Consider the following 20,832-nt stretch of genomic DNA (forward strand, 5'->3'; position numbering starts at 1 on the left):
AGATCCGTGCCGGCATCGAAGGCACCATCTCCCAGGCAGTCCAAGTCTGCGGCCTGCGCAGATCCCGCTACCGCGGCCTGCCCAAGACGAGCCTCAACACCAGCTAACCGGCGCCGCCGTCAACCTCATCCGCATTGACGCCTGGCTCACCTACACGCCCCGAGCCCGCACCCGCACCAGCCCTCTGACAGCACTTCGCCCCGCCGCATAGCGACGGGGCGAAGCAACCAGGCCCGAATTAACCAACGGCATCTGTGAGGGCGCCCGGCCCCTCGTCGTGCGTGGCATGCGACGGGCCGGGCCTTTCGGCGTGCGTGGTGGCGGTCGGGCCCGGGCCTTGGCGTGAGCGGTGATGGGCGGGCCCGGGCCTTCCGGCCGGGTGGTGGGTGCTGGTCAGTCGTCGGTGGTGTGGGGCGGGCGGGGGCCGCCCAGTTCGACCGCTGTGCAGCGCCAGCGCAGGTCGGGGCCCTGCTCCAGGCGGAAGGCCATGGCACGCAGCCGGTCGCCGGCGCCGATGCGGGCGAAGGCCTCGATGGCGCCGGGGCGGGGTTCGAAGTAGCCGATGTCGCGGACGACGGGGCGCGGGCCGCGGGTGCGCAGCGGCCGGCGCTCGGCGAGGCGGATCAGCTCGTCGTAGGCGGGCCCCGCGGTGTGCCGGAGCATCCAGTGCACGGGGCGCTGGCCGCTGAGCACGGCGAGGAGACGGTCGGCGAAGAGATCGGTGGGCCGGGGCTGCGGGACGGGGACGGGCCTGCGGGGTGTGCGGGCGGGGACGGCGGAGGGGCGGCCGGGGCGGCTGCCGATGGTGGTCGGTGGGCGGGTGGTCGCGGTGGCCGTGGGCGGGCGGGTGTCGGCCGGCCTCGGGGCCGGGCCGCGCGGGGTGCCCGGTGGGCGGTCGTCCGGGGCCGTCGTGCGGGCCGTGCCTCCGCCCGGGGTGCGGGGCGGCGGACCGGACGGGCGGCGGGCGTCGAGGCGGCCGGGCGGACGCGTGGACGGGCGGCGTCGGCTCCTGGTCATGACCTTGATCATGGGGTCCCCGTTCGGCAGGCCGGCATTGATACCGGACAGTAACTTGTTGTTGGGTGACCTTGTACGGGGACATGGGCACGGGGGGCAAGCAGGCCGGGGACGGCGTGGCGCGCCCGCAGGGTTCACTTGTCCGGGTGACTCCGGTGTGCCGAGGCCCGTACTGCCGGGGGCGTACCGGGTGAATCCGTGGACCGGGGTGGACGGTTCGGGGCCCGTGGGCAGGGACCCGAAAGAGGGCTCGCGCACGTATCCTGAAGGCCCTCCGGGAGACGCGGGACCGCCCTTCCCAGGGGTCCCGCCGAGCCCTACGACCACGACGAAAGCGGCCAGACATGCGCGTCTACGTCCCCTTGACCCTCCCCGGTCTCGCCGAGGCGTACAAGGCGGGTCAGCTGGGGACAGGGGCGCTGGTGGCGTACGCGGTCACGCCCGCGCTGCGCGAGTGGTACCTCTCCGACGACATCGAGGAACTGGAGTACGCGGCGCTGAACCGCGCCGCCCTCGCCTCCCTGCGGCTGCTCGCCGCCGACGCCGCGGCGCCGCGGCGCCGGGTCGTGGTCGCCGTCGACGTGCCCGACGGGACGGCGAGCGCAGACCCGGACCGCGGCCTCGACCCGGCCGCGCTCGGCGAGGTGCGCCTGGCCGGGCCCGTGCCGCTGGCCAAGGCGGCGGCGGTGCACGTGGACGCGGACGACGCGGAGGCGGACGTGACCGCCGCCGCCGGGGCGCTGGCCGCGGCCGACGCCGGGGACGACGACGCGCAGTTCGTCGTGGACGGTGCCGAGGACCACGAGCTGCTGTGGTTCGCCACGCAGGAAATCCCCGGCCTGGTCGGCCTCGGCACCTGACCGGCCTGCGGTTTCCCCGATTGTCAGTGGCGGCGGGTACGTTTTTGGCATGGGGAAGAAGACAGGGGCACACATCGTCTGGGACTGGAACGGGACGCTGTTCCACGACCTGGACGCGATCATCGGAGCGACGAACGCGGCCTTCGCCGAGCTGGGCCTGACACCGATCACGCTGGAGAAGTACCGGGAGCTGTACTGCGTACCGGTGCCGAAGTTCTACGAGCGGCTGCTCGGGCGGCTGCCCAGCCACGCTGAGTGGGAGGTCATGGACGAGATCTTCCACCGGTACTACACGGAGCACCGGGTGCGGTGCGGGCTGGCCGACGGGGTGACGGAGCTGCTCACCGGCTGGCGGTCGGCCGGGCACAGCCAGTCGATCCTGAGCATGTACGGGCACGAGGACCTGCTGCCGCTGGTCAAGGGCTTCGGGATAGAGGCGTACTTCATACGCGTGGACGGGCGGACCGGGCCGTCCGGCGGCACCAAGGCCGAGCACATGGTGCGCCACCTCGGCGCCCTCGCCGGCGTCGACCCGGCGCGCACGGTGGTGATCGGGGACGCCGCCGACGACGCGCTGGCCGCGGCGCACGTGGGAGCGCGGGCGGTGCTCTACACGGGGGGATCGCACAGCCGGGTCAGTCTGGAGGCGGTGGGCGTCCCGGTGGTGGACACGCTGGCGGAGGCGGTCGCCGAGGCGGAGCGGCTCGCGGCCTGACGTTGCCCTATGACAGGACCGCACCTCTCCCCTCTGTGCAGAACGTCAAACTTCCGCCCCTGCTTTTGTACACATACGGCTCATGACGGGCCCCCTGTCATGAGCGATAGCCTTGGTGGCGTGATCAGCGCGATAGCTCGCGGGGGCACCGCCGCCCCTGCCCTGCGCCCGGGCCGCACGGACGACATCCGTGACCGGGCGGCGGTCGCTGGTCTTCGCGGGCGGGAGGGGACATCGAGGTTCCCCGGGGCGCCGCACTCCTGCGGGACGGTGGCGCCGCGCACAGCAGCGTCACACCCGTCGGACGCGTCACGACCGGCTGACAGGCCCCCGCTCCTCTCCCCTTGCGGCGCAGCGCCGGAACAGGACGGACACCCCGTGCCGAGGCGTCGCGTCACAAGGGCAGAGACCGTACTTCCTTCTACGTCACGCAACGGCGCGCGACAGGAGTCAGAGGACAATGCAGACCAAGCTGGACGAAGCAAAGGCCGAGCTGCTCGAGAGGGCCGCCCGGGTAGCTGAGAACAGCCCGGTCGGGGGGCACCTACCGACTGGGAAGACGAGCGAGGGCACATCCGGTGCGGACCACGCATCCGTGCTCGCGTTCCTCCAGCGCTACTACCTGCACACGGCACCGGAGGACCTCACCGACCGCGACCCGGTCGACGTCTTCGGAGCCGCGGTCTCCCACTACCGGCTGGCCGAGAACCGCCCGCAGGGCACGGCCAACGTGCGGGTGCACACCCCGACGGTCGAGGAGAACGGCTGGACGTGCACCCACTCCGTCGTCGAGGTCGTCACCGACGACATGCCCTTCCTCGTCGACTCCGTGACGAACGAGCTGACCCGGCAGGGCCGCGGCATCCACGTCGTCATCCACCCGCAGGTCGTCGTGCGGCGCGACGTCACCGGCAAGCTGATCGAGGTGTTCGCCACCCCGCCCAGCGGGGAGCTTCCGCACGACGCGCACACCGAGTCCTGGATCCACGTCGAGATCGACCGCGAGACCGACCGCGCCGACCTCAAGCAGATCACCGCCGACCTGCTGCGCGTCCTGTCCGACGTCCGCGAGGCCGTCGAGGACTGGGAGAAGATGCGCGACGCGGCCGTCCGCCTCGCCGGGGCGCTGCCCTCCGAGCCGCTGCCCGGGGACCTGGCCGAACCCGAGGTCGAGGAGGCCCGCGAGCTGCTGCGCTGGCTCGCCGACGACCACTTCACCTTCCTCGGCTACCGCGAGTACCAGCTGCGCGAGGACGACTCCCTGGCCGCCGTGCCCGGCACCGGCCTCGGCATCCTGCGCGCCGACCCGCAGCACGCCGAGGAGGAGGCCCACCCCGTCAGCCCGTCCTTCGAGCGGCTGCCGGCCGACGCCCGCGCCAAGGCCCGGGAGCACAAGCTGCTGGTGCTGACCAAGGCCAACAGCCGCGCCACCGTGCACCGGCCGTCGTACCTGGACTACATCGGCGTCAAGAAGTTCGACGCCGACGGCAACGTGATCGGTGAGCGGCGCTTCCTCGGCCTGTTCTCGTCCGCCGCGTACACCGAGTCGGTGCGCCGGGTGCCCGTCATCCGGCGCAAGGTCGCCGACGTGCTGACCCGGGCCGGTTTCTCGGCCAACAGCCACGACGGGCGCGACCTGCTGCAGATCCTGGAGACCTACCCGCGCGACGAGCTGTTCCAGACGCCCGTCGACGAGCTCCAGGCCATCGTCACCTCGGTGCTCTACCTCCAGGAGCGCCGCCGGCTGCGCCTCTACCTGCGCCAGGACGAGTACGGGCGCTACTACTCGGCGCTCGTGTACCTGCCGCGCGACCGCTACACCACCGGCGTCCGGCTGAGGATCATCGACATCCTCAAGGAGGAACTGGGCGGCATCAGCGTCGACTTCACCGCCTGGAACACCGAGTCGATCCTGTCCCGGCTGCACTTCGTGGTCCGCGTCCCCTCCGGCACCGAGCTGTCGGAGCTGTCCGACGCCGACAAGGAGCGCATCGAGGGGCGGCTCGTGGAGGCCGCCCGCTCCTGGGCCGACGGCTTCGCCGAGGCGATGAACGCCGAGTGCGGCGAGGAGCGCGCGGCCGAGCTGCTGCGCCAGTACGGCGACGCCTTCCCGGAGGGCTACAAGGCCGACCACTCCCCGCGCGCGGCCGTCGCCGACCTCGTGCACCTGGAGCAGCTCAAGGCGGGCGAGAGCGGCAAGGACTTCGCGCTCAGCCTGTACGAGCCGGTGGGCGCCGCCCCCGAGGAGCGCCGCTTCAAGATCTACCGCAAGGGCGACGCGGTCTCCCTGTCCGCGGTGCTGCCGGTGCTCCAGCGGCTCGGCGTCGAGGTCGTCGACGAGCGGCCGTACGAGCTGCGCGCCTCGGACCGCAGCGTGGCCTGGATCTACGACTTCGGGTTGCGCATGCCCCGGTCGCTCAGCGGCGGCGACCACTTCGGCGACGACGCCCGCGAGCGGTTCCAGGAGGCCTTCGCCGCCACCTGGAACGGCAAGGCGGAGAACGACGGCTTCAACGCCCTGGTGCTGAGCGCCGGGCTGACCTGGCGTCAGGCGATGGTGCTCAGGGCGTACGCCAAGTACCTGCGTCAGGCGGGCTCGACGTTCAGCCAGGACTACATGGAGGACACCCTCCGCAACAACGTCCACACCACCCGGCTGCTCGTCTCGCTGTTCGAGGCGCGGATGTCGCCGGAGCGGCAGCGCGCCGGGCACGAGATCGTGGACGCCCTGCTGGAGGAACTCGACGCCGCCCTCGACCAGGTGGCGAGCCTGGACGAGGACCGCATCCTCAGGGCCTTCCTGACGGTCATCAAGGCGACCCTGCGCACGAACTTCTTCCAGCAGGCGCAGGGCGGCGAGCCGCACGACTACGTCTCCATGAAGTTCGACCCGCAGGCCATCCCCGACCTCCCGGCGCCGCGCCCGGCGTTCGAGATCTGGGTGTACTCGCCGCGCGTCGAGGGCGTGCACCTGCGGTTCGGCAAGGTCGCGCGCGGCGGGCTGCGCTGGTCCGACCGCCGTGAGGACTTCCGCACGGAGATCCTCGGCCTGGTCAAGGCGCAGATGGTGAAGAACACCGTGATCGTGCCGGTCGGCGCCAAGGGCGGCTTCGTCGCCAAGCAGCTGCCCGACCCGGCCGTCGACCGGGACGCGTGGATGGCGGAGGGCATCGCCTGCTACAGGACGTTCATCTCGGCGCTGCTCGACATCACCGACAACATGGTGGCCGGCGAGGTCGTGCCCCCCACGGACGTCGTCCGGCACGACGAGGACGACACCTACCTGGTGGTCGCGGCCGACAAGGGCACGGCGACGTTCTCGGACATCGCCAACGAGGTGGCCCAGGCGTACAACTTCTGGCTGGGGGACGCCTTCGCCTCGGGCGGCTCCGCCGGGTACGACCACAAGGGCATGGGCATCACCGCGCGCGGCGCCTGGGAGTCCGTCAAGCGGCACTTCCGGGAGCTGGGCGTCGACACCCAGAGCGAGGACTTCACGGTCGTCGGCATCGGCGACATGTCCGGTGACGTCTTCGGCAACGGCATGCTGCTGTCCGAGCACATCCGCCTGGTCGCCGCCTTCGACCACCGGCACATCTTCGTCGACCCCCACCCGGACGCGGCCGTCTCCTACGCCGAGCGCCGCCGCCTGTTCGAGCTGCCGCGCAGCTCCTGGGCCGACTACGCCACGGAACTGCTCTCCCCGGGCGGCGGGATCTTCCCCCGCTCGGCCAAGTCCATCCCGGTCAACGCGCACATCCGCGAGGCCCTCGGCATCGACTCGGGCGTCACCAAGATGACCCCGGCCGACCTGATGAAGGCGATCCTCAAGGCACCGGTCGACCTGCTGTGGAACGGCGGCATCGGCACGTACGTCAAGGCGTCCACCGAGTCGCAGGCCGACGTCGGCGACAAGGGCAACGACGCCATTCGCGTCGACGGCAAGGACCTGCGCGTCAAGGTCGTCGGCGAGGGCGGCAACCTGGGCCTGACCCAGCTCGGCCGGATCGAGTTCGCGCTGCACGGCGGCCGGATCAACACCGACGCCATCGACAACAGCGCGGGCGTGGACACCTCCGACCACGAGGTGAACATCAAGATCCTGCTCAACGGGCTCGTGGCGGACGGCGACATGACCGTCAAGCAGCGCAACAAGCTGCTCGCCGCGATGACCGACGAAGTCGGCCGTCTGGTCCTGCGCAACAACTACGCGCAGAACACGGCGATCGCCAACGCGCTCGCCCAGTCCAAGGACATGCTCCACGCCCAGCAGCGCTACATGCGCCACCTGGTCCGCGAGGGCCACCTGGACCGGGCCCTCGAGTTCCTGCCCACCGACCGGCAGATCCGTGAGCGGCTCACCGTCGGGCACGGCCTGACCGGCCCGGAGACGGCCGTCCTGCTCGCCTACACGAAGATCACGGTCGCCGAGGAACTGCTGCACACCTCGCTGCCCGACGACCCGTATCTGCGCGGCCTGCTGCACACCTACTTCCCGGCGCCGCTGCGCGAGGAATTCGGCGAACAGATCGACCACCACCCGCTGCGCCGCGAGATCACCACGACCGTCCTGGTCAACGACACGGTCAACACGGGCGGTACGACGTATCTGCACCGGCTGCGCGAGGAGACCGGCGCCTCGCTGGAGGAGATCGTCCGCGCGCAGACCGCGGCCCGCGCGATCTTCCGGTCCAACGAGGTGTGGGACGCGGTGGAGACCCTCGACAACAAGGTCGAGGCCGCGGTCCAGACCCGGATCCGGCTGCACTCGCGGCGCCTGGTGGAGCGCGGCACGCGCTGGCTGCTCAACAACCGGCCGCAGCCGCTGGAGCTGGCGGAGACCGTCGAGTTCTTCGCCGAGGGCGTCGAGCAGGTGTGGACGCAGCTGCCGAAGCTGCTGCGGGGCGCGGACCTGGAGTGGTACCAGCAGATCCACGACGAGCTGACGGCCGCGGGCGTCCCCGACGAGCTGGCCACGCGGGTGGCGGGCTTCTCCTCGGCCTTCCCGACGCTGGACATCGTGCTGATCGCCGACCGCATGGGCAAGGAGCCGCTGGACGTGGCCGAGGTGTACTACGACCTCGGCGACCGGCTGCACATCTCGCAGCTGATGGACCGCATCATCGAGCTGCCCCGCACGGACCGCTGGCAGTCCATGGCCCGTGCGGCGATCCGCGAGGACCTGTTCGCGGCGCACGCGGCCCTCACGGGCGACGTGCTGGCGGTGGGCAACGGCTCGTCGACGCCGGAGCAGCGGTTCCAGCAGTGGGAGCAGAAGAACGCGGCGATCCTCTCCCGGGCCCGCACCACCCTGGAGGAGATCCGCGGCTCCGAGTCGTTCGACCTGGCCAACCTGTCGGTGGCGATGCGGACGATGCGGACGCTGCTGCGCACGCACCGGTAGTCCCGGCCCAGCACCTCTGGGGCGCCCCGGGCCGAGCCGGTCGGGGCGCCCCCCGGGGTGCGGGGCCTTCAGCGGAGGCCCGCCTGGGCCGTCCGGGCGCGGCTGCGGTGGAGGAGTCGCCGGGGGCGGCCGAGGCTGGTGGGGTGACTCCTGGGCGTTCCCGTACGAAGCGGGCACCGGCCGGGCCGGCCACCGCCCCGGCCGCGTCCCGTCCGGCGGCGGCACCCGCGCTGACCGCCGGGGCGGCGGCCGGGCTGCTGGTGCTGCTGCTCCTCGCGGTGGTCGTCCGGCTCCCGTGGGCCGGTGACCTCGGCATGCACGCGGCGACGATCGAACGCCTGCGCCACGACCTCACCGACCCCGGCAACCCGCTCGTCGCCGCGGACACCCCGAGCCCGTACTACTCGCCGTGGACGCTGCTGCTCGGCTGCGTCGCGCGGCTGACCGGCCTGTCCGTGTTCGTCGTGCTGCGCATCGGCGCGCTGGCCGGGCTGGCGCTGCTGGTGACGGGGGCCGGGCGGTACGCACGGACGCTGAGCGCGCACCGGGCGGCGCCCGCGCTCGCCGTGCTGAGCCTGCTGCTGCTCTGGGGCACGGCCCCGTTCGCCTGGAGCGGCTTCCTGGGCCTGAACTCCCTCGCGCTGACGGTGTCGTACCCGAGCGTGTTCGCCCTGGGGCTCGCCTTCCACTTCTGGGCGTGGCTGACGCGGGCGCTGCGCGGGGCGGCCGGGTGGGGGGCCTGGGCGGGACTGGGGGCGCTGTGGGGGGTGATCCTGCTGTGCCACCAGTTCACCGGGGTGGTGGCCTCGCTGGGCGGACTCGCCGTGATCCTCGCGGCCCGGCCGGCGCGGCACCGGTGGACGAGGTGGGTCCTCGGGGCGGGGGCGGGGCTGCTGGTCCTGTGGCTGTGGCCGTACTACGACTTCTTCGCGCTGCTCGGTGCCGGGGCGGAGCTGGAGCACGTGCACCGGCCGCTGTACCGGGACCTGCCCGCGCGGTTCTGGCTGGTGCTGCTCGGGATGGCCGCGCTCGTCCCGCGGTGGCGGCGCGACCACCGGGACCCGCTGGTGCTGTTCTTCGCGCTGGGCGCGCTGGTGTTCGCCGCCGGCGGGCTGACCGGCCACTACTCCTGGGGGCGGGTCCTGCCCGCCGCGCTGATCCCGGCGCAGCTCGCCGCCGCGCTGGCGCCGGTCGAGGCACCGCGTCGGCTCCGCGCCGGGTGGGCGGTCCTGCTGGCCGCCGCGCTGGCCGTCGGCGCGTGGACGCAGGCCGGGACCGCCGGATACGTCGTGCCCCGCGACGCGCTGCCGGAGGCGGTCGCGGCGAAGTACCGGCAGCCGTGGACCGGCTACGGCTGGATCACGCCGTGGGTGCGCCACGGAGATGTCGTCATGGCCCGGACCTTCCCGGCCCGGCAGATCCCCGCCTACGGCGCCTACACCGTCGCCCCCGGCTATCCCGACGTCTTCCTGCCGGACGAGGAGGCCCGGCAGGAGGCGGTACGGCGGTACTTCGCGCCCGGCACGGCGGCCGGGGAGCGGCGGGCCATCCTGCGGGAGTACGGGGTGCGGTGGGTGGTGGACCGGGGCGCGGGGCCGCCCGGCGCGGGCCTGCGGGAGGTGGCCCGCGGGCCCGGCGGACAGGTGCTGTACGAGGTCGGGTGACCGGCGGCCGTCACCCCGAGGGGTGTCAGGAGGCCACCCCGCGAGGGTGCCAGGGGCCCGGGGGCGTAGGAGGCTCCCCCGCTGAGGGTGTCAGAGGTCCCCGAGGCCGTCAGGAGGCACCCCGCCGAGGGTGTCAGAGGCCCCCGAGACCGTCAGGGATCCCGAGGCCGTCAGTGGTCCCGAGGCCGCCGTCAGGGGGTCACCCCCGAGGCCGTCCGGCCGTCACCGCAGCGCCCCCGCCACCAGCCGCGCCGCCCGTTTCAGCCGGGGCCGTGCCACCCGGCGTACGACGGGGCGGATCAGGTGTGCCGTCACGCCGACCGGCACCCAGCGGATCTGGAGGCGGCCGGGCGCGTGGCCCTCCGGTTCGACGGTGACCCGGTGCGGGGCGGTGCCCGAGCGGTAGTCGACGCGGGCCGTCAGCGTGGGGAAATCCAGCGGGGCGAGCAGCAGGCCGGTGTGGCTCAGGCCGCGCTGCGTGAGGCGCAGCAGGGGATGGCGTACGCCGTCGAAGCCCTGCACCGGCAGCGGGGCCGCCGCCAGGTCCAGCCGCACCCGGCCCTCGAAGACGCCGGGGCGCACGGGGCACAGGCGGAAAGGGATGATCAGGCGGCGCGCGCCGGGCGCGAGGTGCAGGGCCGCGCGCTGCGGGCCGACCGGAAGCCGCAGGCCGGGGTCGTACGTCCGGATCGCCAGGTCGACGCAGGCGCCGGGGCCGGGGCCGAACTCCGTGATCTCGTGCCGGAACTGGGCGCTCGGGAACGGCCGGGTGTCCAGCTCCAGGTCGGACACGTCCAGTTCGCGGCGCGCCCAGTCCGTCTCGGGGATCCGGTCGCCCCAGTAGGTGCGGCCCCCGTCGTCCGTCGTCACCTCCCGCGGTGCCACGCCGTGACCCAGGCCCCGGGCGGCGAGCCTGGCCTCGGGCAGCCGGCGGTCGCGGATCAGCTGGACGACGACGCGTTCGGCGCGCGGCAGCCGGGCGAAGGCGTCCGGGTCGAGCGTGTCCAGGTAAGGGCCGACGATGTCCGCGAAGGCGGCCAGCCACTGATCGTCCCGGTAGGGCAGGTCCCCCGCATACATGCGGAAGTCGTGCTTGAGGAACTTGTAGTCCTTGTCCGGGCGCAGCGCGCCGTGCCCGCTCTCGGCGAGGAAGGCGTCGATGAGGTGCTGGACGCGCACCCGGTCGCGGACGTTCTCCAGCCGGTCCCGCCGGTTGGAGATCGACGCCGCGCCTGGCGGTGCGTACGGCGCCACGTACCAGAGGTAGACCGGCTCCGGGATGATCGTGAACGCCCTGGCCAGGCAGTACGCGCGCGCCGAGAACAGCTGGTCCTCGTAGTGGATGTCCTCGGGGAAGAGCAGGCCGTGCCGGTCGAGGAAGGCGCGGGCGTACATCTTGCTGGTCGCAAGGTGCTCGAAGAACAGCCTCGGGTCGGCCCCGATGCCGTCGAGGGTGCGGCGCTCGGCGACCAGGTGCGGCATCCAGGTGGAGCGGCGGCCGCTGTCCACGCGGATGCGCCGCACCGCGCCCATCGCGAAGTCGATGTCGCGTTCGCGGTGCGCGGCGAGCAGCAACTCCACAGCGTCGTCGGTGAGTTCGTCGTCGCTGTCCAGGAACATCAGGTACGGCGCCCGGGACACGGCGATGGCACGGTTGCGCGGCACGCCGCAGCCGCCGCTGTTGCGCGGCAGCCGCAGATACCGGATGCGCGGGTCCTCGGCGGCCAGCCGGCGTGCCACGTCCGGGGTGTCGTCGGTGGAGTGGTCGTCGCTGATGACGATTTCGAGGTCGGCGTGGGTCTGCCGGCGCACGGAGGCCACGGCCCGGGGCAGGCGGGCGGCGTCGTTGTGGACGATGACGATGACGGTGACGTCGGCGGTCATGCGAGCTCCTCGGGGCGCGGGGCGGGGGTGCGCCGCTCCAGGGGCAGGACCGGGGGCAGCGCCTCCTCGGGCTCGCCGAGGAAGACACGGCGTACGACGCGCTCGGCGGCGCGTCCGTCGTCGTACTCGCAGAACCGGCGCCGGAACGCGGCCCGCGCCTTCGCCGCGCACTCGTCCCGCCACGCCTCCGTCGCCAGGATCTCCGTCAGCTCCTCCTGGGTGCGGGCCACCGGGCCGGGGGCGTCGGTCATCAGGTCGAAGTAGACGCCGCGCGTGGTGCGGTAGGTCTCCCAGTCGTCGGCGTGCACGACGACGGGCCGGTCGAGGTTGGCGTAGTCGAACATGATGGACGAGTAGTCCGTGACCAGCGCGTCGGCGGCCAGGCACAGGTCCTCGACGGGCTCGTAGGAGGACACGTCGACGATGCGGCCGGTGCGGCGCAGACCGGTCAGCGGGGAGGCGGCGCCCTCGTAGAAGTAGTGGCCGCGCACCAGCAGGACGGTGGTGCCGCCGAGGCGGTCGGCGAGCGCGGCGAGGTCGAGGCGGGGGCTCCAGCCGGCCTCGTAGTCGCGGTGGGTGGGCGCGTAGAGGACGGCCCGGTGGCCGGGCGGGATGCCGAGGCGGGCGCGGATCGCGCGGATGTCGTCGGCGCCGGCCGTGTAGTACACGTCGTTGCGCGGGTAGCCGTGGTCGAGCGAGACGTAGCGGGAGGGGTAGGCGCGCTGCCACATGCGGGTGGTGTGGCTGTTGGCGGAGACGCTGTAGTCCCACTTGTCGACGCGCTCCAGCAGCGCCTGGAAGTCCAGCCCCTTGGCGGCGGCCGGGTACGGCATCTGGTCCAGGCCCATGCGTTTGAGCGGGGTGCCGTGATGGGTCTGGACGTGGATCGCGTCGGGGCGCTTGACCACGGCGTTGGGGAAGTTGACGTTGTTGACGAGGTACGCGGCGCGCGCCAGCACCTCCCAGTAGCGGCGGGTGCCGGGCATCACGTGGTCCGTGCCGGGCGGCAGCAGAGCGGCGTTCCGCGCGGTCACCACCCACACCGGGTGGACGTGCGGGGCGAGTTCGGCGAGCTTGGCGGCGATCGCGGCCGGATTGCAGGCGACGCCCCGGTTCCAGTAGGCGGCGAAGACGGCGAGGCCCGGGTCGACGGGCCGGCCGAGCGCCCTGCGGTACTGGTGGTCGCGGATCAGGTCGCCGACCTGCTGTCTCCTGGTGCGCAGGGCCGACTTGGCGGCCCGGCGGGTGCGGTTGGCGGCCTGGAAGGCGCGGTACTTGGTGCAGGCGCCCTCCTCCAGCAGGCCGCGGCGGACGCCTTCGAGGCCGGGCGGTCGCCGGTGCCCCTCGGGCTTGCGGCGCACCGCGGCACGCGACGCCCGCCGGAAGAACTCCCGCGCCACCGCGTCCGGCATCCCGGCCCGCGCGAAGGTGCGCAGACAGTCCCGGACCATCAGCTCGTACAGCGTGCCCTGGGCGGTCCGGCGGCCCTCGGCCAGGTCGAGCAGGGCCTCGTAGCGGTCGATCAGGGCGTAGTGCTCCTCGGGCGCGAGCGGCGGGAGGCTCTCGGGGCGCAGCCGGCGGTCATCGAGGGCGGCGTGCGGCAGGCAGGCGATGCGGTCGGCGAGCAGGAGGGCGGCGAGCGCGGCGAACGGTTCGCCGGGGCCGTCGCCGTCGTCCGCCGGGCCGAGCAGGCGCTCGTGCGCCCGCCAGAAGCCGGCGCGCACGGCGCGGTTGCCCAGCAGCGGGGTCACGCACAGCAGGTGCGGGCAGTCGTCGAGGGCGAGCGGGTCCCGCCCGGCGCGGGCCAGGAGCGGCCCGTCCCGGGAGGGCAGGCCGGAGGTGCGCCAGGTGCTGCGGACGTGGTCCAGGAGGATGACGTCCACCGTGTCGGGCAGTTCGGCGGCACGCTCGGCGAGGGTGTGGGAGGCGCCGGCCGGCAGCCCGTCCTTGGCGTGGACGAAGTGCAGCCAGCGCCCGGTGGCCCGCGCCGCGCCCGCCGCCCGGGCCGCCGCGTCGCCCGTGCCGTCGGGCAGGGGCAGCACCATCATGTTGGAGGCGTGGTGCCCGGCGGTCTCCTGCGCCCAGTCGCCGACGGCGGCCACGACGACCTCGGCGCCGGGCAGGGGGCGCGCGGCGAGCGAGTCGAGGAGTTCGGCCAGGTGGCCCTGGGTGTTGGGCCCGTGGACGACGACGCTGAGCTCGGGCATCGGGGGACTCCTTCGTCTCGTCTCACCAGACGCGCCTGTCCGGTCATACTGGCATCAATGTGATGAAGGGGTTAATCCGATTGGGCCTGGCGAGGGAAACGGTGGGGGTCAGGAGCCGACGGCGGCGGTCTTGGGCTGCGGTCCCGATTCCGGCTTCGGTTCAGGCTGCGGCTGCGGCTGCGGCTGCGGCTTGCCTTCCGGCTCCGGCTTCGCTTCAGGCTTCGGCTTGGACTTCGGCTTGGGCTGTGCCTTGTCCGCGCCGCCGGTGAACGCCTCGTACTCCTTCAGGACCTCCTCCGTCGGCCCGTCCATGCGCAGCTCGCCGCGCTCCAGCCACAGCACCCGGTCGCAGGTGTCCCGGATCGACTTGTTGTTGTGGCTGACCAGGAACACCGTGCCCGCGTGCTTGCGCAGTTCGCGGATGCGGGCCTCGGACCGCTTCTGGAAGGACCGGTCGCCGGTGGCCAGCGCCTCGTCGATCAGCAGGACGTCGTGGTCCTTGGCGGCGGCGATGGAGAAGCGCAGCCGGGCGGCCATGCCGGAGGAGTACGTCCGCATCGGCAGCGTGATGAAGTCGCCCTTCTCGTTGATGCCGGAGAAGTCGACGATCTCCTGGTAGCGCTCCTTGATCTGCTCGCGGGTCATGCCCATGGCGAGGCCGCCGAGGTGGACGTTGCGCTCGCCGGTCAGGTCGTTCATCAGGGCGGCGTTGACGCCGAGCAGGGAGGGCTGGCCGCCCGTGTAGATGCGGCCGCTCTCCACGGGCAGCAGGCCCGCGACCGCCTTCAGCAGGGTGGACTTGCCGGAACCGTTGGTGCCGATCAGGCCGATGGCCTCGCCCTTGTACGCGACGAACGACACGTCCTTCACGGCGTGCACCCGGCGTACGCCGGCGGCCTTCTCGGTCTGCCTGCGGCGCAGGATGCGGTTGAGGGCGGCGGTCGCGGAGCCGCGGCCGGCGCCGGTGCCGTTGACGCGGTAGACGATGTCGACGCGGTCGGCGATGACGGTGGGAACGCGGTCCTCGGTGCTGTCAGCCACGGCCGTAGGTCTCCTCAGCCTTCCAGAAGTAGATGAAGCCGCCGACGCCGGCCAGCAGCGCCCAGCCGGTCGCGGTCAGCCACACGTGCGCGGGCAGCCGGTCCGCGTGGAAGCTGTCGATCAGCGCGAACCGCATCAGGTCGATGTAGACGGCGGCCGGGTTGGCCTGGAGCACCGGCAGGACCCAGCCCGGCAGGTCGGTGTGGCGGCTGACCATGTGGTCGATGCTCCACATCACACCGGAGGCGTACATCCAGGTGCGCAGCACGAACGGCATGAGCTGGGCGATGTCCGGTGTCTTGGCGCCCAGCCGCGCCATGATCATGGCGACGCCCGCGTTGAAGGTGAACTGGAGTGTCAGCGCCGGGACCGCCAGCAGCCAGGACGCGGCGACCGGCACGCCGAACACCAGCAGGATCACGGCGAGGGCGGCCATCGAGAACATCAGCTGCTGGAGCTGCTGGAGGCAGAACGAGACCGGCAGCGCGGCGCGCGGGAAGTGCAGGGCACGCACGAGGCCGAGGTTGCCGGAGATGGCGCGGGTGCCCGCCATGATCGAGCTCTGCGTGAAGGTCCACACGAACACGCCCGTGACCAGGAACGGCACGTAGTCCGGCACGCCCTGCTTGGTCTGGAGCAGCACGCCGAAGATGAAGTAGTACACCGCCGCGTTCAGCAGCGGGGTCATGACCTGCCAGACCTGGCCCAGCCTGGCCTGGCTGTACTGCGCGGTCAGCTTGGCCGTCGCGAAGGCGGCTATGAAGTGCCGGCGCGCCCACAGTTGGCGCACGTACTGCGGCAGGGAGGGGCGGGCGCCGCTGACGGTGAGGCCGTGGCGGGCGGCGAGCGCCGCCAGATCCTGGCCGGTGGGTGCCGGGGCCGGTTTCTGGGGCGGTGTGTCGAGAACCTGGCTCACATCCGCTGCTTTCGGTCGGTCGGGCGGGAGTGGATGTCGGCTTTGTCGCTACGTCGGGACGGGACCGTATCGTCGCAACGGGAGCGTAGGCCGTTTGGGCGTCGGGACGCAACCGTTTCGTCGTGACGCGAGGGCTCGCTGGGGTTGGGGTGCGCGAGGGCGTTGCTGAGGGGGAGCGTGAGGACGGGGCCGTATCGTCGCTACGGCCTATGCTGGCCGCATGGAGACGAACGCTGACGAGCCCCAGCCGCGTCCGCGCCGCCGGGCCCCCGCGGGGGCGGCCGTGCTGCGGGCGGACGTGACGGAAGCCATCCGGGCGGCCGTCTTCGAGGAGCTGGCGGCCGTCGGCTACGCGCGGATGTCCATCGAGGGGATCGCGCGGCGCGCGGGGGTCGGCAAGACGGCGGTGTACCGCCGGTGGCGTTCCAAGCTGCACCTGGTGCTGGACCTGGTGTCGGCCGTCGCCGCGCAGGGGCTGCCCGCGCCGGACACCGGCAGCCTGGAGGGGGATCTGCGGCTGCTCTACGAGGTGACCGCGCGGGCGCTACGGCATCCCGTCGCCTCGCAGGTCATCCCCGATCTGCAGGCCGAGGCGGCGCGCAACCCCGAGATCGCGGAGGCGTTGCAGAAGGCGCTGCGGGAGGGGCAGAGCGGTGTCGCCAGCGGGATTGTGACGGCGGCGGAGCGGCGGGGGGAGCTGCGGGCGGGGCTCGATCACGAGCTGGCGCTCGATCTGATCTCGGGGCCGCTGTACTGGCGGTCGGTGGTCATGCGGGGGGCGCGGCCCGGGAAGGGGTACCTGGAGGCGTTGACCCGGGCTACGGCGGGGGCCCTGCGAGCGCTGTGACTGCCGTCGGCTGGGCGGGGTGGGGTGCGGGTCTCGGGGGTGGGGTGGTGGCCGGGGTTGTGGTTGGCGTCGCGGGGTGGGGTGGCGGCCGGGGTTGTGGTGGGCGTCTCGGAGTGGGTTGGTGGCCGGGGTTGTGGTTGCCGTCTCGGGGGTGCGCTGCCCGGCGCTGACGGGTTGCCGCCCGCGCCCACCCGTGCCGCCCCAGCGGCACGATTGCCCGCGGAATGACGGACCTGGCCGTCCCCGCCGCTCGCGGAATGACGGGTCGTGGGCGCCGCCGCCCGGGATTCACGGGCGTAGCTGTCCGCCGCCCGTGGGATGACGGATCGCGCCGCTTGCCGCTCGTGGGATGACGGATCGGGCCGCCTGCCGCTCGTGGGATGACGGGGCGTGGGCGCCCGCCGCCCGGAATGACGGGTTGTGGCCGCCCGTCGCCCGTGAATGACGGGCGCGGCCGCCCGTCGCCCGCGGAAAGACGGACCCCGCCGCCCGCCCGCCGCCCGGGAATGACGGGCGGAACTGCCCGCCGTCTGTGGAATGACGGCTGTGGCCGCCCGCCGCTCGCGGAAAGACGGACCCGGCCGCCCGTCGCTCGCGGACCGACGGGTGCAGCTCCCCGCCGCCCGCCGCTCGCAGAAAGACGGACCTGGCAGCCTGCCGCCCGGGAATGACGGGCGCAGCTGCCTGCCGCCCGTGGGATGACGGATCGTGGCCGCCCGCCGCCCGCCGCCCGCCGCCCGCCGCCCGCGGAATGACGGATCGGGCGGCCCGCCGCTCGCGGACCGACGGGCGCAGCCGCCCCGCCCGCCGCCGCCGAATGACGGGCGTGGTCGCCCGCCGCCGCGGTGACCGGTATCGCGCCGTCCGCCACCCCCCGGCCGGGCGATCCGTATCGCGCGCCCGCGACCCGCAGGCGACCCGTATCGCGCCGCCCGCCGCCCGTCGGCGACCACCGTCCGTCACCAGAGCTGGCCGCCCTGGTCGGTGGCCCAGTCAGTCCCGGGTCGCCTCCGGATGGTGGAGGGTCCAGCCCTGCCACGCTGAGGTGATCATGTCCTGGACGTCGTGCCGTGCCTTCCAGCCCAGTTCGGTGGCGGCGCGGTCGGCGGAGGCCACGACTCGGGGTGGGTCGCCGGGGCGGCGCGGGGTGACCGCCGGGGGGCGGTCGCAGCCGGTGACGGCGTTGATGAGGTCGATCATCTCGCGCACCGAGACGCCCTCGCCGCGCCCGATGTTGAGGGTGAGGTCGCGGCCGGGGGTGGCGCGCAGGGCGCGGGCCGCCGCGAGGTGGGCCTCCGCCAGGTCGACGACGTGGATGTAGTCGCGGACGCAGGTGCCGTCCGGGGTGTCGTAGTCGTCGCCGAAAATGCGCGGGGCCGCCTTCTCGGTGAGCCGCTCGAAGACCATCGGGACGAGGTTGTGGACGCCGGTGTCGGAGAGTTCCGGTGCCGCCGCGCCCGCCACGTTGAAGTAGCGCAGCGACGCGGTGGCCAGGCCGGTCGCGCGGCCCGTCGCGCGGAGCAGCCACTCGCCGGCCAGCTTGGTCTCGCCGTACGGCGAGAGGGGCGCGCACGGCGTGTCCTCCGTGACGAGGTCCACGTCCGGCATGCCGTACACCGCCGCCGAGGAGGAGAACACGAACGACGCCACCCCGGCCGCCGTGACCTGCTCCAGCAGGACCCTGAGGCCCTCCACGTTGGTGCGGTAGTACTCCAGCGGCAGGTCCATCGACTCGCCGACCTGCTTCTTCGCCGCCAGGTGGACGACACCGGTGACGCCGTGGTCCGCGAGGACGCGGGCGATCCGCTCGCCGTCCAGGATCGAGCCGACCACCAGCGGAACGCCGTCGGGCACCCGCTCGGCGATGCCGGTGGACAGGTCGTCGTACACGACCGTCCGCTCGCCGGCCTCGGTCATCGCCCGTACGACGTGCGATCCGATGTAACCGGCGCCGCCGGTGATCAGCCAGGTCATGTCGGCCGTCCCCTCGTGTGTTGGCCCGTTCGGGTGGTGCTTGCGCGGTCGGGCAGCTCGCCCTCAGTGAAGCAGGCGCCGGAGCCTTCCGCGTACGACGGCCCCCGCGCCGCGCACGCCGGGCGCCACCCGCAGGGCGAGCGAGCCGGAGTTCGTGGCGTACGGCCTGACGAGTACGACACCGTGCCGCAGGCTCACAACGGCGCGTCGGCGCAGCCGGCCGTTGCCCGTGAGCGCGTGCGCCGTCACCTCACGGCTCGCGCCGTCGCGAAAGCGCAGCCGCAGCCGCAACTCCCAGGTGCCCGCGCCGAACGCGGCCGGGTCCAGGGTCGTCTGTGCCGTCCAGGTGCCGGGCGCGGCGGGGACGAGTGCCGCCGTGCGGCGGGCCGCGACGGCGCCGTCCTCGCGACGCCGCCACCGCACCTCGACGGTCGCCGGGCCGGCCGGCGCGAGCCTCCCGTACAGCTCGTGCAGGCGCAGCCGCAGCGGGGCGGCGCGGGCCCGCGGGCGCAGTTCCGCGTCGACGGCGACGGGCAGGAACCGCACCGGACGCGTCAGCAGGGGCTCCAGCGTGACCTGCGGGAGGTCGGCCGACCAGACGGGCGTGCCGTCGGCGGCGCGCGCGTACGGCGGGCACAGGCGCGCCGGGCGGGCCGCCAGCTCCCGCAGCCGGGGCAGGTCGCGCGGCTCGGGGGAGGCCAGCACCACCCGGCCGATCAGCCGGCCGGGGGCGCCGGGCCCGCGCGACCAGTCCGCCGCGTCGTACTCCGCCAGGTGCGCCCGCGTGTGCTCCCACCACGCGCGCCGGTAGTGCGGGTCGCGCAGGCCCAGCTCGCGGACGTACATGCGCAGCTCGTGGTCGAGGAACTTGGCGCGCGCCGCCCGCGCGAGCCTCTTCTGCCCGGCGCCCAGCAGGATCTCGTACGCCGTCCGGCAGGCCCGGGTGCGTGCCTGCCAGTTGGTGATGTCCGCGCGGTCCAGGGAGATCGACAGCCGCTCGGCGGACCGGCGCACGTGCCACACGTACACCCGGTCGGGGACGAGGACGATGCGCGGGGCGGCGGCGAGCACGCGCGCGGTGAAGACGACGTCCTCGTAGCGGAAGCGGCCCTCGGGGAAGCGGATGCCGTGCTCGCGCAGGAAGGCGGTGCGGTAGAGCTTGTTGACGCAGAGCGTGTCGTGGACGAGCCGGGGGCGCCGCGCGGGGCGCGTGACGACGGCGCGCGCCGCGTACAGCGCCCCCTGCCACGGCACTTCGCGCCCCGAGGGCAGCTCTCGGCGCACGCACAGCCCGCCCGCGACCTCCGCGCGCTCCTCGGTCGCCGCCGTGAGCAGCGCGTCCACGGCGCCGGGCGGCAGTACGTCGTCGCTGTCGAGGAACATCACGTACGGCGTGGTCACCGCGTCGAGGCCGGTGTTTCGGGGGCTGCCGCAGCCGCCGCTGTTGACCGGCCGCCGCACGACCCTGAGCCGCGGCTCGGTCCCGGCGAGGCGGGCCAGCAGCTCGGCGCTGCCGTCCGTCGAGCAGTCGTCCACGGCGACGACCTCACGGACGGCGGGCCCTTGCGCGAGAGCCGAGCGCACGGCGTCGGCGACGTGCGCGGCGTCGTCGTAGCCGATGACGACCACACCGACCACCCCGACGGGGGCGCAGGGGGCCGCGGGGTCGGTGAGGAACGTGGGGTCGGTGCCGTGGATGCTCATACACGTCCATCATCGGCATCCCCGGGCAAAACGCCACAAAGGCTGGCGAACGTGGTGTTACGTGGTGGTCGCCGCCGCCGCGTCCAGCGCGGCCGTGAGTTGGTCCAGGTGGGCGCGCAGGGCGCGGATCTCGTCGGCGCCGAAGCCGGTCGCCTCCGCGATCCGGCGCGGCACCCGGGCCGCCCGTTCCCGCAGCGCGGTGCCCTCGCCGGTCAGCCGCACCCGCACCGACCGCTCGTCGCGCGCGCTGCGCTCCCGGATCACCAGGCCGGCCGCCTCCAGCCGCTTGAGCAGTGGGGACAGCGTGCCCGAGTCGAGGCGGAGGTGCTCGCCGAGCCTCTTGACGGGCAGCTCCCCGTGCTCCCACAGCACCAGCATCACCAGGTACTGCGGATACGTCAGCCCGAGGTCCTTGAGGGCCACGCGGTAGACGCCGTTGAAGGCGCGCGAGGCGGCGTGCAGGGAGAAGCAGATCTGGCGGTCCAGGCGGAGCCAGTCCGCGTCGGTCGCGCTCGCGGTCGCGGGGTCGGGGGCGGGGGCGGGGGCGGAGGTCGGGGTCATCCTTCCAGGGTAGCCCTGGCGCGCTATTTGATTGCGCA

At 73.5% G+C, this 20,832-nt stretch carries 13 protein-coding genes and 1 pseudogene; 6 read left to right on the forward strand and 8 right to left on the reverse strand.

Features of this window, described 5'->3' with window-relative positions; translation table 11 throughout:
* Positions 1 to 242 (forward strand): annotated as a pseudogene (locus AB0M97_RS10410) (transposase); the annotation flags it as partial.
* Positions 243 to 393: 151 nt separating this feature from the next.
* On the opposite strand, the gene AB0M97_RS10415 reads toward AB0M97_RS10410, so the two are convergent.
* Positions 394 to 1,029: an Rv3235 family protein gene (locus AB0M97_RS10415; protein WP_365960363.1), complete on the reverse strand. Its 636-nt coding sequence runs from the start codon at positions 1,027 to 1,029 to the stop codon at positions 394 to 396.
* Positions 1,030 to 1,361: 332 nt separating this feature from the next.
* Here AB0M97_RS10415 and AB0M97_RS10420 point away from each other — a divergent pair, with 332 nt between their 5' ends.
* The 4 genes from AB0M97_RS10420 (at position 1,362) to AB0M97_RS10435 (ending at position 9,660) form a co-directional block, all read left to right on the forward strand.
* Positions 1,362 to 1,877: a hypothetical protein gene (locus AB0M97_RS10420; protein WP_365960364.1), complete on the forward strand. Its 516-nt coding sequence runs from the start codon at positions 1,362 to 1,364 to the stop codon at positions 1,875 to 1,877.
* 49 nt (positions 1,878 to 1,926) lie between these two features.
* Positions 1,927 to 2,592, forward strand: coding sequence for an HAD hydrolase-like protein (locus AB0M97_RS10425; RefSeq protein WP_365960365.1), 666 nt, complete (start codon positions 1,927 to 1,929; stop codon positions 2,590 to 2,592).
* Between the two features lie 460 nt (positions 2,593 to 3,052).
* Positions 3,053 to 7,996, forward strand: coding sequence for an NAD-glutamate dehydrogenase (locus AB0M97_RS10430; protein ID WP_365960366.1), 4,944 nt, complete (start codon positions 3,053 to 3,055; stop codon positions 7,994 to 7,996).
* A 230-nt stretch (positions 7,997 to 8,226) separates the two neighbouring features.
* Positions 8,227 to 9,660 carry a hypothetical protein gene (locus AB0M97_RS10435; protein ID WP_365960568.1) on the forward strand — a complete coding sequence of 478 codons (1,434 nt, stop codon included), beginning with the start codon at positions 8,227 to 8,229 and terminating at the stop codon, positions 9,658 to 9,660.
* 222 nt (positions 9,661 to 9,882) lie between these two features.
* Here the strand turns inward: AB0M97_RS10435 and AB0M97_RS10440 are convergent, their stop codons facing one another.
* From AB0M97_RS10440 to AB0M97_RS10455, 4 genes are all read right to left on the reverse strand, one after another.
* Entirely contained in the window at positions 9,883 to 11,544 is a 1,662-nt protein-coding gene (locus tag AB0M97_RS10440) for a glycosyltransferase family 2 protein (protein ID WP_365960367.1), read from the reverse strand.
* Positions 11,541 to 13,751 carry a CDP-glycerol glycerophosphotransferase family protein gene (locus AB0M97_RS10445; RefSeq protein WP_365960368.1) on the reverse strand — a complete coding sequence of 737 codons (2,211 nt, stop codon included), beginning with the start codon at positions 13,749 to 13,751 and terminating at the stop codon, positions 11,541 to 11,543. Before AB0M97_RS10445 ends, AB0M97_RS10440 begins: the two co-directional genes overlap by 4 nt.
* Positions 13,752 to 13,859: 108 nt before the next feature.
* Positions 13,860 to 14,792: an ABC transporter ATP-binding protein gene (locus tag AB0M97_RS10450; RefSeq protein WP_365960369.1), complete on the reverse strand. Its 933-nt coding sequence runs from the start codon at positions 14,790 to 14,792 to the stop codon at positions 13,860 to 13,862.
* Positions 14,785 to 15,708 carry an ABC transporter permease gene (locus AB0M97_RS10455; RefSeq protein ID WP_365960370.1) on the reverse strand — a complete coding sequence of 308 codons (924 nt, stop codon included), beginning with the start codon at positions 15,706 to 15,708 and terminating at the stop codon, positions 14,785 to 14,787. Before AB0M97_RS10455 ends, AB0M97_RS10450 begins: the two co-directional genes overlap by 8 nt.
* A gap of 220 nt (positions 15,709 to 15,928) precedes the next feature.
* Between AB0M97_RS10455 and AB0M97_RS10460 the strand changes: the two genes are divergently transcribed.
* On the forward strand, positions 15,929 to 16,555 hold the full coding sequence (locus tag AB0M97_RS10460; protein WP_365960371.1) for a TetR/AcrR family transcriptional regulator: 627 nt from the start codon (positions 15,929 to 15,931) through the stop codon (positions 16,553 to 16,555).
* Between the two features lie 993 nt (positions 16,556 to 17,548).
* Here the strand turns inward: AB0M97_RS10460 and galE are convergent.
* The 3 genes from galE to AB0M97_RS10475 all read right to left on the reverse strand — a co-directional run bounded on the left by galE (position 17,549) and on the right by AB0M97_RS10475 (position 20,794).
* Positions 17,549 to 18,529 carry a UDP-glucose 4-epimerase GalE gene (gene galE / locus AB0M97_RS10465; protein WP_365960372.1) on the reverse strand — a complete coding sequence of 327 codons (981 nt, stop codon included), beginning with the start codon at positions 18,527 to 18,529 and terminating at the stop codon, positions 17,549 to 17,551.
* Positions 18,530 to 18,592: 63 nt separating this feature from the next.
* Entirely contained in the window at positions 18,593 to 20,233 is a 1,641-nt protein-coding gene (locus tag AB0M97_RS10470; RefSeq protein WP_365960373.1) for a glycosyltransferase, read from the reverse strand.
* A gap of 57 nt (positions 20,234 to 20,290) precedes the next feature.
* The gene (locus tag AB0M97_RS10475) at positions 20,291 to 20,794 is read right to left on the reverse strand and encodes a MarR family transcriptional regulator (protein ID WP_365960374.1); all 504 of its coding nucleotides are present in this window, start codon (positions 20,792 to 20,794) and stop codon (positions 20,291 to 20,293) included.
* Positions 20,795 to 20,832: the final 38 nt, after the last annotated feature.

The sequence above is a fragment of the Streptomyces sp. NPDC051207 genome (assembly GCF_040682395.1).
Lineage (GTDB): Bacteria > Actinomycetota > Actinomycetes > Streptomycetales > Streptomycetaceae > Streptomyces.

What these genes read in the sequence shown, in the direction of transcription:
- AB0M97_RS10415 (WP_365960363.1), bottom strand. Translation starts at nt 1,029, where the DNA reads ATGATCAAGGTCATGACCAGGAGCCGACGCCGCCCGTCCACGCGTCCG.
- AB0M97_RS10420 (WP_365960364.1), top strand. Translation starts at nt 1,362, where the DNA reads ATGCGCGTCTACGTCCCCTTGACCCTCCCCGGTCTCGCCGAGGCGTAC.
- AB0M97_RS10425 (WP_365960365.1), top strand. Translation starts at nt 1,927, where the DNA reads ATGGGGAAGAAGACAGGGGCACACATCGTCTGGGACTGGAACGGGACG.
- AB0M97_RS10430 (WP_365960366.1), top strand. Translation starts at nt 3,053, where the DNA reads ATGCAGACCAAGCTGGACGAAGCAAAGGCCGAGCTGCTCGAGAGGGCC.
- AB0M97_RS10440 (WP_365960367.1), bottom strand. Translation starts at nt 11,544, where the DNA reads ATGACCGCCGACGTCACCGTCATCGTCATCGTCCACAACGACGCCGCC.
- AB0M97_RS10445 (WP_365960368.1), bottom strand. Translation starts at nt 13,751, where the DNA reads ATGCCCGAGCTCAGCGTCGTCGTCCACGGGCCCAACACCCAGGGCCAC.
- AB0M97_RS10460 (WP_365960371.1), top strand. Translation starts at nt 15,929, where the DNA reads ATGGAGACGAACGCTGACGAGCCCCAGCCGCGTCCGCGCCGCCGGGCC.
- galE (WP_365960372.1), bottom strand. Translation starts at nt 18,529, where the DNA reads ATGACCTGGCTGATCACCGGCGGCGCCGGTTACATCGGATCGCACGTC.
- AB0M97_RS10470 (WP_365960373.1), bottom strand. Translation starts at nt 20,233, where the DNA reads ATGAGCATCCACGGCACCGACCCCACGTTCCTCACCGACCCCGCGGCC.
- AB0M97_RS10475 (WP_365960374.1), bottom strand. Translation starts at nt 20,794, where the DNA reads ATGACCCCGACCTCCGCCCCCGCCCCCGCCCCCGACCCCGCGACCGCG.